Annotated in this window: 13 protein-coding genes and 1 tRNA gene; 10 read left to right on the forward strand and 4 right to left on the reverse strand. The window is 45.7% G+C overall.

Going from position 1 to position 13,049, the window contains the following annotated elements; all coding sequences use genetic code 11:
• From V3S16_RS13235 to V3S16_RS13275, 9 genes are all read left to right on the forward strand, one after another.
• A partial coding sequence (locus V3S16_RS13235; RefSeq protein WP_413885690.1) for a sensor histidine kinase occupies nucleotides 1-298 on the forward strand: 298 nt, incomplete at its 5' end.
• 80 nt (nucleotides 299-378) lie between these two features.
• Nucleotides 379-918, forward strand: a complete 540-nt coding sequence (locus tag V3S16_RS13240) for a C-GCAxxG-C-C family protein (RefSeq protein WP_413885691.1) — start codon at nucleotides 379-381, stop codon at nucleotides 916-918.
• 393 nt (nucleotides 919-1,311) lie between these two features.
• Nucleotides 1,312-2,256, forward strand: a complete 945-nt coding sequence (locus V3S16_RS13245; protein ID WP_413885693.1) for a D-alanine--D-alanine ligase family protein — start codon at nucleotides 1,312-1,314, stop codon at nucleotides 2,254-2,256.
• Nucleotides 2,257-2,260: 4 nt separating this feature from the next.
• Nucleotides 2,261-3,004, forward strand: coding sequence for an ATP-grasp domain-containing protein (locus V3S16_RS13250; protein ID WP_413885695.1), 744 nt, complete (start codon nucleotides 2,261-2,263; stop codon nucleotides 3,002-3,004).
• Nucleotides 3,005-3,280: 276 nt separating this feature from the next.
• Complete coding sequence (gene purE, locus V3S16_RS13255) at nucleotides 3,281-3,811, forward strand: 5-(carboxyamino)imidazole ribonucleotide mutase (RefSeq protein ID WP_413885697.1); 531 nt, start codon at nucleotides 3,281-3,283, stop codon at nucleotides 3,809-3,811.
• 9 nt (nucleotides 3,812-3,820) lie between these two features.
• Nucleotides 3,821-4,453 carry an L-threonylcarbamoyladenylate synthase gene (locus tag V3S16_RS13260; protein WP_413885699.1) on the forward strand — a complete coding sequence of 211 codons (633 nt, stop codon included), beginning with the start codon at nucleotides 3,821-3,823 and terminating at the stop codon, nucleotides 4,451-4,453.
• Nucleotides 4,454-4,651: 198 nt separating this feature from the next.
• Nucleotides 4,652-4,906 carry a type II toxin-antitoxin system HicB family antitoxin gene (locus V3S16_RS13265; protein ID WP_413885701.1) on the forward strand — a complete coding sequence of 85 codons (255 nt, stop codon included), beginning with the start codon at nucleotides 4,652-4,654 and terminating at the stop codon, nucleotides 4,904-4,906.
• Nucleotides 4,903-5,130 carry a type II toxin-antitoxin system HicA family toxin gene (locus V3S16_RS13270; protein WP_413885703.1) on the forward strand — a complete coding sequence of 76 codons (228 nt, stop codon included), beginning with the start codon at nucleotides 4,903-4,905 and terminating at the stop codon, nucleotides 5,128-5,130. The genes V3S16_RS13265 and V3S16_RS13270 overlap by 4 nt, the downstream gene beginning before the upstream one ends.
• Nucleotides 5,131-5,326: 196 nt before the next feature.
• Nucleotides 5,327-5,413 (forward strand) — tRNA-Leu (locus tag V3S16_RS13275).
• A gap of 283 nt (nucleotides 5,414-5,696) precedes the next feature.
• Here the strand turns inward: V3S16_RS13275 and V3S16_RS13280 are convergent.
• The 4 genes from V3S16_RS13280 to V3S16_RS13295 all read right to left on the reverse strand — a co-directional run bounded on the left by V3S16_RS13280 (nucleotide 5,697) and on the right by V3S16_RS13295 (nucleotide 10,742).
• A complete protein-coding gene (locus V3S16_RS13280; protein WP_413885705.1) occupies nucleotides 5,697-7,262 on the reverse strand; it encodes a response regulator in 1,566 nt (521 codons plus the stop codon).
• Between the two features lie 5 nt (nucleotides 7,263-7,267).
• A complete protein-coding gene (locus V3S16_RS13285; protein ID WP_413885707.1) occupies nucleotides 7,268-7,714 on the reverse strand; it encodes a response regulator in 447 nt (148 codons plus the stop codon).
• Entirely contained in the window at nucleotides 7,711-9,087 is a 1,377-nt protein-coding gene (locus tag V3S16_RS13290) for a sensor histidine kinase (protein ID WP_413885709.1), read from the reverse strand. Before V3S16_RS13290 ends, V3S16_RS13285 begins: the two co-directional genes overlap by 4 nt.
• Nucleotides 9,088-9,461: 374 nt before the next feature.
• Nucleotides 9,462-10,742, reverse strand: a complete 1,281-nt coding sequence (locus V3S16_RS13295) for a DUF1566 domain-containing protein (protein ID WP_413885711.1) — start codon at nucleotides 10,740-10,742, stop codon at nucleotides 9,462-9,464.
• Between the two features lie 853 nt (nucleotides 10,743-11,595).
• On the opposite strand from V3S16_RS13295, the gene V3S16_RS13300 reads away from it, so the two are divergent.
• On the forward strand, nucleotides 11,596-13,049 hold a 1,454-nt coding region (locus V3S16_RS13300), incomplete at its 3' end, for a GAF domain-containing protein (protein WP_413885714.1).

Below are 13,049 nucleotides of genomic sequence, written 5' to 3' on the forward strand. Positions count from 1 at the left end.
GCCGGATGATACCATTGAGGTGGGGTTTGAGTATTTGCCGTCTTCGGAGATCAAATTTTTCGTCCAGGACAACGGCCCCGGCGTGCCGGACGAGCACCGCAAACGTATTTTTGACAAATATTTCCAGCTTGATAAAAAAAGTGAGGGGCGCGTGCATACAACCGGCTTGGGGTTGACCTTCTGTAAGATGGCCGTGGATGCCCATCGAGGAAAAATCTGGGTTGAAAGTGAAAACCAAAAGGGGAGCCGCTTTTGCTTTACCCTCCCAACAGAAAAAACAACTCTTAAAAAAGATTAATAAATTCGTATAAAGCCGAATTCATAAGGTGTTTGGTTTTTTTGCAGCTGCCTAATTGCGGGTGAAGAGGGTGCCAAAAAATGAATAAAGAGGAGCAAATAGAACAAATAAGACAAAGAGCAAGGAAAAATTTTTCTCTGGGGTACAATTGCGCCGAGTGCGTTACCGAAGCGGTGCTCTCTTTGGTGGAGACCGGATTGCCCCCGGAAGTGAAAAAACTGGCAACGGGGTTCGGCGGCGGCATCGGGCTCTACGGCGATACCTGCGGCGCTTTAGTCGGGGCTGTCATGGCCGTAAGTGCCGTTCACGGGCGAAGCGTCCTCCCCGAGGGAGAAGGCCAGGAAGTCCTCAAGAAATCGAAAGAACAGCTTTACGGAAAACCGGGTCTTTACAGATTGTTCAATCAACTTCCCAATCGAATCAAAGAAAAGTACGGCGAAACACTCTGTAGAAAGTTAACTTCCAAATGGCAAACAGCCTGGCTTTCTCGGGATCATGCTCTTTTCTGTCGTGAAATAATTACGGATGCAGCTGAGATAGCCGCTGAACTCATTTTCTCGGATAAGGACAAGGCAGCCACGCGGCCCTTTGGCACGAATGTGGAGAATCTGGAGAATTGAGCTGAAAAAAGAAACTTATAGTTATGACATTTAATAAACTAAACGTAGAAGACAAACACTTTAAAAGCCTCTTAGACGAATATAACAAAGTTAAGCAGCAAATCTTAAAACCCTAACCCGGATAAACCGGCCTCCGGCTCCGCTTCCAGCCCGTAGGGCTTACAGGCCGGAGGGTAGAGCCTACGCCTCGGAGAGAATTAAATAAGATTCTCTCGCAAAGGCGCAAAGACGCCAAGATTCTTTAAAAATTAATCTTTGTTTTCCTTTGCGGGCTTTGCGCCTTTGCGTGAAATAATGTACTGCTCAATAATTGATTTTTGCCATAAAATGCAAAAAATTTACACTTAAGGGGCTAAGTCTGTATTTTTCGCTAATATTCTGAAAGGTGATCTTATGACAAAGCTCTCTATTGCACTTCTTTCCGGTGGAATATCTTCTGAACGCGACGTCTCCATTGCCAGCGGAAATCAGGTCTATGAAACTCTGGATCGCGACAAGTACGAGGTCATCCGTTATGATCCCAAAACAGACCTCCCGCAGCTGGTTGCAGATGCAGCCGGTATCGATGCTGCACTGATAATTCTTCACGGACCTTATGGTGAAGACGGTACGGTTCAAGGACTTCTGGATCTTCTGGGCATCCCCTATCAAGGCTCTGGTGTTCTGGGAAGTGCTATCAGCATGAATAAACTGGTTTCCAAGCAGCTTTATAAAAACGCCGGTATTCCGGTGGCGCCTGATATGACTTTCAAATCCATCGACATGATCGAGACACGTGCAGTCGTCGATCAACTGGGGATGCCCCTGGTCATCAAGCCTGTGACCAGTGGATCAAGCATCGGGCTCTCTATCGTTAAATCCGAAGATGCCCTCAACGATGCGCTGGAAAAGGCCTTTGCCGAAGATCATGAAGTCTTGATCGAATCCTATATAAAAGGAGTTGAGCTCACCGGAGGGGTTCTCGGCAACGATGATCTTCTGGCCTTGCCAATTATCGAAATTATTCCCGGAGAAGATTTTGAATTCTTCGACTATACCGCCAAATATACACCCGGTGCCACTCAGGAGATATGTCCGGCCCGTATCGATGAAGCCATGACCCAAAAAGCACAAACCTATGCTAAAAAGGCACACCGCGCACTTTGCTGTAAAGGTTACAGCCGCACCGACATGATTCTCTCTGATGGGCAGATATATGTCCTTGAAACCAACACCATCCCCGGCATGACTCCCACCAGCCTTTTACCCCAGGCCGCGGGAGTCGCCGGAATAGATTTCAGCCGGCTTCTTGATAAATTAATCGAATTCAGTTTAGAGGATAAAAAGTCCGGTAGGTGATGAGATGATCATCAGAAGTAGCAGGGAGCTTAAGGCATTATTTCATGACCTTGGTCCCGGAGATATATTCATCGGTATGCTGGCTTACAAGCATTTGAAACAATCGGTGCTGATCGACCTGCTTGAACGCGGCGTCACCTGTCTTCCATCGCCTCTTTCACAGAATCTAAACAGGTCCAAGGTTGCTCAGGCCTTTACCTTTAAGGCTTGGATGCTGCCGCATACATCGGTTATTACTCGCCGAATGGACTTGGTCGATGCCATCAATCAATATAACAAACTCGGCCTTACCGCTGTGTTAACCAAGCAGGAGAACATGCATTGCGGCCACGGCGTGCGGCGCTGGGAGAACATTGAAACCCTGTATAATTCAGTGGCTTTGTCTAAATCTTCATACCCTTTTGTCCTGCAACCTTTTCTGAATGATTTAACGGATGTGCGCGTCATCATCGTAGCTGACTATATCGAGGCTTACGGCCGACACAATCCCGACAATTTCAGAATGAACATTGCATCCGGAGGCAAGTATTATCCATATGCTTTAGACCAAAAGCAGGAGGAATTTTGTCGGGCCATCATGGAAAGGGGCAAGTTTCCTTATGCGCATCTGGATTTGCAGATCACGGAAAGCGGAGAATATTACCTTGCGGAAATTGCATTAAACGGCGGTATCAAAGGTGCAAGTATCAGACGCCGGGAACTCGATAAAAAAAAGCAATCCATGCTGGAACAACTCGCTAACCCGTAATAGTTCACCGCAGAGTCGCAGAGGACGCAAAGACAATGAATATTTTTCTTTCTGCTGAGAGGGCATAGTGCGAATTGTAAATGAATTAGAAGAATAATCGGCATGGGATGGATCTTTTTGCTTTCCGGCGTCTCTGTCCCGCTGTAGTTTGCGGGTTCAGCGGAAAGCAAAAAAAAGATAACCCTTTGCGCTCTCTGCGACTCTGCGGTGAACTATTAACAAATAACTTTCAACTGAGCGTTATCGCTCAATTGGGGTGTGACTATAGGAGGTGTTTTGAAAAAACGAAAGAAGGCTTTAAATCCGTCTGATCTAACTCCTGAAGTAGGTATTGTTATGGGTAGTGATTCCGACCTTGAGGTTATGGAAGAAGCGGCGGCGATCTTGAAAAAGTTGGGCGTTCCTTTTGAAATGACGGTGGCATCAGCGCACAGAAGCCCCCAACGGGCCGCTGAATACGCCTCTACGGCAAGCAAACGAGGCCTGAAAGTTGTCGTCGCCGGGGCCGGACACGCAGCTCATCTGGCAGGAACCATGGCAGCCTACACATCGCTTCCGGTCATCGGTGTTCCCATAGATTCTTCCTGTCTTCAGGGACTCGATGCGCTTCTTTCAACGGTTCAGATGCCTCCGGGTGTTCCGGTCGCCACTGTATCCATTGGAAAATCCGGCGCACGCAATGCCGGTATCCTGGCGGCCCAGATACTTGCCCTTTCAGATTCCCAACTGGCAAAAAGATTGAAGGCGTTTAAAAAGGAACTCGCCGAACAAGTTGATCTAAAAGCACAAAAACTAGAATTAAGTTAGGTCCATAATTTGAGCAAGATTATTGAAGTAGACCCTCTAAACCCCCGGCCGGATTTAATCAGCGAGGCGGCCCGCATCATAAATAACGGCGGGATTGTCTCGTTTCCTACCCGCTATCTTTACGGGCTGGGGGCCAACGCTTTAAATCCTGATGCGGTAGACCGGGTTTTTGAAATCAAGCAGCGGTCTTATAACAAACCGCTCTCCGTACTGATAAGTCGGCAAGAAGACCTAGCCCTGCTGGTGCATAATGTGCCGCCAGCCGCCTTGCGTATTATGGAGCGCTTCTGGCCCGGTAATATCACAATTGTTTTTGAGGCCCATGCAACCTTGCCACCAAATTTAACCGCCGGCACCGGCAAAATCGGGGTTCGCCTGCCGCAACACCCGGTGGCCGTTGTCCTGACAAATGCGGTTCAAGCCCCCATAACCGCTACCAGCGCCAACCTTACCGGCCGCGGCGGGTGCTCGCGAGTTTCCGATCTGGACCCTCTATTTGCCGACAAGCTGGATCTTATTCTTGACGCCGGGCCGCTTGAAGGCGGCACCGGTACAACCGTAATCGATGTTACCACCGATTCGCCCACAGTTCTTAGAGAAGGCGTTGTCCCTGCAAAAGACATATTTGCAATCCTCGACTAACCCGAATTTCTTGCATGAAAATAACTGCAGATATACACGGATGAACACCGATCATTTTTTATGCCGAATAGATAGTGCAATAGGAACGAAGAATCATGACAAATTTTGGATAGGCGGTATTTTTTGTTTAGACAAAATCTTTGACAAATTTACGAAATTCATATATTTTTAATTGAACAACACTAAAGGAAAACCATCATGTCTGAACTTCTTATAAACATCAAGATTGAACCTCTGGAAGAAGGAGGCTATCTTGCCACGAGCAAGGATCTTCCGGATTTGCTGGCCCAGGGCAGGACTGTTGCAGAGACAATGGAGATAGCTCAGGACGTGGCACGTAAATTAGTGGAATCATACCTTGAACACGGAGATGCACTTCCCGAAGCCTTAAAAGCAGCAAGGGTCGATAAGGTTGCCATTGAAGCCAAGATTCCCGTTTCGATCGCCGCATGACAAAACTGCCAAGTCTAACACCTATTCAGGTAATCCGTAAACTCAAAAACGCAGGATTTGTTTTTGATCGCCAGGCAAAGGGCAGTCACGAGATCTGGCATAATCCCGAAACCAAAAAAAGAGCGGTGATCCCTAACCATCCAGGAAAAGATATACCTAAAAAAACATTAAGATCCATCATTTCGCAATCCGGCTTATCCGCAAACGACTTTCTAAAGATATAGCTCTCCGTCTTTACACTATTACTAATACCTCAATGTAATTGTTCACAGCCGCGATAATGAATTTTGTTCGGCCATGTCGGTCGAACGAAAGGAAAGTATCAGCGTACCTCTGCGTGGATCAGTGGTTGATTTTTATAAATTCGGGGCGTTCAATTCTATTGACATTGTGCGCCAATTCCCTATAAATTCCATTTTAGCCGGAGTGGTGAAATTGGTAGACGCACGGGACTCAAAATCCCGCGGGGGCGACCCCGTCTCGGTTCGATTCCGAGCTCCGGCACCAAAAAAACCAAGGGGCTAGCCGGAGAGCCGGTTAGCCCCTTGAATTTGTTTTGGTGGAATAATCTGATTTTTGTAGTCCACTTTATAGTCCACTTTATAGTCCACTTTTTGCAGTGGCCAAAATTTTCTTTGTTCAGACACCCGCCTTTCCCACAAGCTCAATGTAAATCAGGGTAAAAACCAAAGTTTCATGCCAATAAAAAACCCGACTTCCAATGGCTGGAAACCGGGTTTTCGATCTTTAGTCTTTAGTGCGGGTGAAGATGTGATGCGAAAATGGGAGGTTATTTGTCCAATTCAGTTCTGACTATCACCCCAATTTTTTCTAACAGAAATGGCTTTTGTACATAAGCGCCCGCACCCAATCTTTGAGCTTCTTTGACCCGTTCTGTTTCAGAAAATCCACTTGCGATGATTGCCTTCTGCCCGGGACGGGATTCCACGATTCTTTTGTACGCCTCAAGGCCGTCAATCCCGGGATCCATGATCATATCCAACACCAATATATCTGCCGAGTTGTTTCTCATATAATCGACCGCTTCTTCTCCGCTTGAAACGGTCGTCACAGAATAGCCTAACTCGGACAGGATCCTAACCGCGATTTCTCTTTGCTCTTTTACATCATCAACCACCAAGACTGACTCTCCCCTGCCCTTGTAATTTTCAATGGGCAAGGGGGATTGATCTTGGGCCGGTTTTTCCCTGGTTACGGGAAAATAAAGGGTGAACGTGGTTCCTTTTTCCTCAGCACTTTGAAGATCAATATATCCCTTGTGGTCTTTTACGGTTCCCCATACGACAGCCATGCCTAATCCTGTTCCGCTTCTTCCCATCTTCTTTTTTGTGTAGAAAGGCTCAAATATTCTATCTTTCTCTTTTGGAGAGATACCTACGCCCGTATCAGAAACCGAAAGACTGACATAATCACCCTTTTCAACCTCGTCATAGCCCCTCACCGGCCTATCCACATAGCGGTTCTCTGCTGATATCAAAATCTTTCCCCCTTCGGGCATAGCCTCGGCCGCATTAGAGATCAGATTCATGATAGTTTTGGACAAATGGACCGGGGAGCCCAATATATTCAACAGGTCTGGCTCAAGGCTGGTCCCTATTTCAACGGCAGGATGGTATGATTTCAAATTTTGATGTTCAGGGCTTTTCAGGTATTCGGAAATGATATGATTTAAATTCACGATTTCAGTAACTGCAACCCCTCTTCTTGCTAAGGTAAGTAAATCCTGTGCAATTGCGGCCGCTTTTTTTCCGGACTCCTGTATGCTTAAAACAAATTTTCTTATGGGGCTGTCTGGGGGGATTTGCATCAATATCAAGTCAGGGTAACTTACAATACCGGAGAGGACGTTATTGAGGTCATGGGCCACGCCGCCTGCAAGGGTTCCGATGGCTTCCATCTTCTGGGCTCGTTGGAGTTGAGCCTGGAGTTCACTTTTTTCTTCCTCGGCGCCCTTGCGTTCAATCGCATAGCGTATGGCCCTTGATAGCAAATCCGTATCGATTTGGCCCTTCACCAAGTAGTCCTGGGCCCCTTTGCGGACCGCATCCACCGCCAGTTTTTCATCATCAAGGCCTGTCAATACGATTATGGCCGTTTGCTGGGCGTAAGAGAGGGCCTTGGCCACGGTCTCGAGACCTGAACTGTCGGGAAGGGATAAATCCAATAGAATCACATCAAATTTTTTCTCCGACAATGCCCCGAGACCGTGCGAGAGCTTTTGGGCAACCTCTATTTCGAAAGCTGTGCCGCCGGCATCAGACAGAAATTCCTTTATGAGCCGTGCGTCTCCCGGATTGTCCTCAACCAACAAAACTTCGATAGGTTTATCCATCATCTCTTTCACTCGGGTGGCAGTTTCACAAGGCTCAACCAAAAGTCCTCAATGGACTTCACCACATTGATTAACTGATTGAGGTCCATGGGCTTGGTGATGTAACAATTGGCATGGCAATCATAGGTTTTCAGGATGTCCTCATCGGCCTCGGATGTGGTCAAAATCACCACTGGAATGCGTTTCAAGCCTTCATCGGTCTTGATTTCCGCAAGCACTTCACGACCGTCCTTTTTCGGAAGGTTCAGGTCGAGGAGAATAAGGTCCGGACGTACTGCATCGGCATACTTGTCTTGTCGTCGCAGGAAGGCCATGGCCTCCACGCCATCCCTGGCTATGTGCAGGTTGTTGAGCACCTTGCCCTCCTTGAGGGCTTCCTGTGTCAGGCGTATATCTCCGGGGTTATCTTCTACCAACAAAATGTCTACAGGCCTACCGATCGTTTCACTGCTCATGGGTAATTCTCTCCTTTCATCGGCATTGTAAAATGGAAGGTCGATCCCTTTCCGGGCTCGGACTCCATCCAGATATGTCCGCCGTGTCTTTCCACAATCTTTTTGCAAATTGCAAGTCCTATCCCGGTGCCGGGATACTCTTCCTTGCCGTGAAGCTGCTGAAAGATCACAAAAATGCGATCTGAATACTCCTGATCAATCCCTATGCCGTTGTCACGGACAGAAATGGTCCATTTATTTTCATTTCGATCGGCCGATACATGAACGTGAGGTGTCTTGTCGCTCCGAAACTTGATGGCATTGCTAATCAGATTCTGAAACAACTGACCCAGTTGTACATCATCAGCCATCACGCTTGGCAAAGGATTGCGGGTCACCTTCGCGGCGTTTTCTTCGATACTTTTCCGTAGATTATCAAGGGTGTGATCCAAGATAGTATCGCAGTTGGTCATTTCCAAATCCTTGCCCTTTGTCCCCACACGGGAATAGGTCAACAGGTCATTAATCAGCACCTGCATCCGAGTGGCCCCATCCACGGCGTAGGCGATAAACTCGTGGGCATCGGAATCCAGCTGGGCCTTGTATCGCTTTGCCAATAGCTGCGTGTAGCTTGCTACCATGCGCAGGGGTTCTTGAAGATCATGGGAGGCGACATAAGCAAACTGCTCCAACTCCTTGTTGCTCCGTTCCAGGGCCTCTGTCCGCTCCCGCAACGCTTCCTCTGCCTGTTGGCGACGGGAAATATTGTTGCCCGCCTTCATTAGGACAATGATAATTGCGCTCAGGAGACTGAGTGCCAGAATTGATAACACAATCCGGGAAATGGACACCAATTTATCAAGCTTTGCCTTTCTATCTGTAATATCATAATAGATTTCAAATGCGCCCAGAAACGCAGCCTCCTTCATTATGGGTACGTAGGTCTCCACCACATCCAAGGCTACGACCTGACCCTCAAGAGATGGCGTATCTTTCTTCACGACCTTCGTATAAGGCTTTCCTTTGGCCACGATATCGTGAAAGTATCTTTTTTTGTTGATTGTTCCAATATCCTTGGATTCAGTAGAGTATATGATCTCTCCCGAGTTGGAAAATATTTTCAATTTCATCAACTCGAACTCTTCTGTATATCGCTTCGCGAGTTGCAATTTCGCAGCGGACAAGGAATCGCGAGACAATTCAGTCTGATCCCCAATGAGCATGGTCCTCAAATGATGTGCCAAACGGACAGCTTCATCTTCTGTATTCTCTGCTAAGGTTTTGGTAAAACTGGGAAATATGAACAGAAAAACACATATCGGCAAGGCTATGGCGATGATTGAAGATACAATCAGGATATTTCTCAAATAGTTAATCTTAAGTACATGTTTCATGACGACCCGTTTTTTCCTGGAAAGAAAATGGAATGGACCTCTATAACAAGGGATCAGAGATAACTCTTGGTTCCATCGATTTCTTCCTTTCGTGCGCTAACAATTATTATACAGAGTTAATTCTGTATATCCCAATATATCGTGGCGGTTACAGAATTTTTCTTTAGTCGTCAACTTTAACCATACTTTACATATATTAAATATGTATATCGACAAAAAAATAGATAACTTTAGCAGTATATGTCAAAAATTATGTGTTATTTTTACAGATATCACAGTGTGGAATATTTGTGGGCTATATTGAAGGAAAAACAGAGGGCACAAATTTCCGGGTAAGGGATAAATCCCCTATACCCCCTTGAAGAATCAAATGATCATTTGCCTTTACGCACCGGCAAAGCCCGGGCGCCGTCGGAGTAAGACCGACTGTCCCAGAACCCGGCACCACCGTCGAAAGAGAAGTAGGCAGCGAAGGAGCCACGTGTTTCGGATACCCACGGGCAACAAGTTGAAAGTTCAATCAATTCTGTCAGATAAACATTATAGTTTCTTTGTGTAGCTTGATAGCTCTCACTTTTGCCATACAATCCTGCAAGTTCATCAATAGTCGGCATCCGCCAGTCAGTATAACCTCCTCCTGTATAATTTTCACAATACCTTTTTGCGTCACGCCAGTTAATATCACTGCCGTTGTCTTTTGCTGCCCACATCAGGCCGGTCTTTGTATCCATCACAACTCCTGTATCAAAGGCATAAAATTGCCCGTCAATTCCTGTACCATTAGCATCAATACCATATTTTTGTTTGACCGGTTGGATTTTACGTTTCTTTTCAGCAGGGATTCTCTTGCTTTCGCGCACTTTTGCAGCAGCGATTCTCTTGCTTTCGCGCACTTTTACAGCAGCGATTCTCTTGCTTTTGCGCTCTTTTTCCGCAGCGATTCTCTTGCTTTTGCGCACTTTTGCAGCAGCGATTCTCTTTCTTTCGCGCTCTTTTTCCGCAGCGATTCTCTTGCTTTCGCGCTCTTTTTCCGCAGAAATTCTCTTCCTCTCAGCCTCCCTTTCATCCAGAAGATTTTTCAGCTTTCCAACATATTTTGAATCAGGATAATAGGCTTCTAATTTTGCATAGGTAATCGCGGGGTCTGAAGAAAACTTCCATAATACCTGATAGTACATAGCTTCCGCCACTGTGCCGTCTTCTTGGCTGTTTTTCAGGATGTCGTTTATTATCTTTTTAGCATCTGATTTTTTGCCCATATCATAAAGGCTCTTTGCGTACCTCAGCCCTTTTGAATCAATGGCCTCTGAAACAGCGGATCTCACTTTACCTATAAGAACAATCTGGTATGTCCCGTCCGCCGAATACCCGATATCAATTATATTATACCCCGGCATAAGTGCAGCTTTAGCTTTAGATTCAATATAATCGGAGTTCACAACCATGTCTTTTGCGGTTGTCATTGATTTGATCTTAACTCCAGCCCGTTCTATGGCTTCACGCTTGGCGAAAAGTACAGCTTCCTTATAGTCCTGTTGCTTTGTTGTTCTAACACCATCATCAACGCCTTTGATGTAGACATCAATAGTTTGAGCAGAGGATATGCCGGGAATCAGGATTAATGCGAGTAATAAAAGGTAGGTTTTTTTCAACATAGAATATTCCAACTCAGGGTATTCATTTTGAGTGATGGTTTGATTCACGATTCCTGGTACTCTTGCCTGAATCCTGCATTTGGGAAAAGTGAAGATACCATATGAAAATCAATACCTCAACCTCAATAAAAATAAAAGGGCAGAACCGAATTGGCCCGCCCTTTCAATGATGAAACTATCTCCACATCGAAATTTAACTCCCATGGGCTGCTACTTGTCACTTGTAACTAACTTGTAACCGTGACCTTTCTCCGACCATGTTCCAACAAAGTACCTCGGGTATCTACGTCCTGGCAAATTGTTGATTTTTAATAAAAAAAGTGCAAATACTTGATATTAAAAATCTTTCTTTTTATGGTGATATCGTACTCAAAATCCCGCGGGGGCGACCCCGTCTCGGTTCGATTCCGAGCTCCGGCACCAAGCATATGGTTCAGGCCAAACCCGGACTCAGATAAAAGTAACTCTGGCGTGAGATCCGAATCCGTAACCGCAGAACCGCAGACGGTGACAAAATTTTTCCACGCCTCATCGCTATCAAAACATCTTTAAAAACAACCCATTATCCCGAGTTGTACAGCAGTTGCAAAGAACCTTCCCGGTGACTTTCCGCAATTCCGCCCCTTCAGTTTTATCACCCCTCCGCAACCCTCCAAAAAATTGAAGATTCCAAAATCAAACCATCTGTGATATTAGCCTGATAAGGCCTATCGATACAGGCATAGCATCATGAATTTAAGACCGGCTTGGTTCGGAACAAAATTATACAACATATAGTGGGAGGGGGATGATCTGGTTTTTATTAAATTTGATCCTTTAGTGATCGCAAGTTAAAATTTAAAGGGACATGCTCATGATAATAAAAAAGTGTTTAGGCCAAACTCTGGCTGATATGGGATTTATTACCTCGCAGCAGCTCGATGAAGCACTGCAAAGACAAAAACAGGTAATGAAAGAAAAAGCATCGCCCGAGAGGTTGCAAAGGGACAGATTAGTCACGGAAGCACGACTTACTAAAGAGACAGATGCGGCCCCATTACTGGGGCAGATATTGAATGATATGGGATTTGTTACAAAGGAGCAACTTGAGCAAGCCTTGCAAGAACAGGATAAAACGTTTCAAAACTATATGTCATTGGAAAACGAGAAATTGGGAATCGCGGTTGAGATAGGCGCCCTTGTCAATTCCACTCTCAGTCTTGCTGAAGTTTTACATCTTATCATGACGCATGCTAACCGTGTGACTAATTCAGTTGCAAGCACACTGATGCTGGTTGATGAAACGACAAAAGAATTAGTGTTCAGTGTTCCCACAGGACCTAAAGAAGACAAATTGATTGATATTCGCATTCCACCTGGTGAAGGCATTGCCGGTTGGGTTGTGGAACATGAGAAGCCCGCTTTGGTCCCTAATGTCAAAGAGGATGCAAGGTTTTATCCAAAAATTGATGAAATAAGCGGGTTTGAAACAGAATCCATGCTTTGCGTCCCGCTGAAAGCAAAAACAAAATTGATAGGAGTCCTGGAGGTTATCAACAAAGTTGATGGGACATTTTTTAAAAAGGAAGATGAACTGCTTTTGAGCATGTTTGGCTATCAAGCCGCAGTGGCGATCGAAAATGCCAGACTCTATGGCGAATTAAAGGAACAATTGAAAGCAAGCAAGCAGACCGAACAGGCTTTGCGGGAAAGTGAAGAAAAACTGACCAGAGCAAAAAAGATGGAAGCATTAGGCCTGTTGGCAGGTGGTGTCGCCCACGACTTAAACAACGTCCTGTCAGGGATTGTAAGCTATCCAGAATTGCTTTTATTGGATTTGCCCAAAGACAGTAAACTTAGAAAGCCTATTGAGACAATACAAGAGACTGGACATAGGGCTGCTGCTATTGTCCAAGATTTATTAACAGTGGCAAGAGGAGTAGCCATCGCCAAAGAACCGCTGAATTTAAATGCAATAGTTGAAGATTACTTACTTTCCCCTGAGTTTGAAAAACTTAAACGTTTTCATCCTACTGTTACGATCGAGACCAACCTTGATACCGATTTATTTAACATAAGCGGTTCTGACGCTCATCTCAGAAAGGTTGTAATGAACTTAACCTCGAACGCTGCGGAGGCTATTGAGGGTAGCGGCAATGTTGTCATATCGACCATGAACCGTTATGTAGATAGACCTGTAAGGGGTTATGATGATATAAACGTGGGTGAATATGCCGTATTGTCTGTATCAGACGGTGGTCCGGGAATATCACCAGATGACCTTGAGAGGATTTTTGAGCCGTTCTATACCAAGAAGGTGATGGGTAG

The sequence above is a fragment of the Candidatus Desulfatibia sp. genome, assembly GCF_036446775.1.
GTDB lineage: Bacteria > Desulfobacterota > Desulfobacteria > Desulfobacterales > UBA11574 > Desulfatibia_A.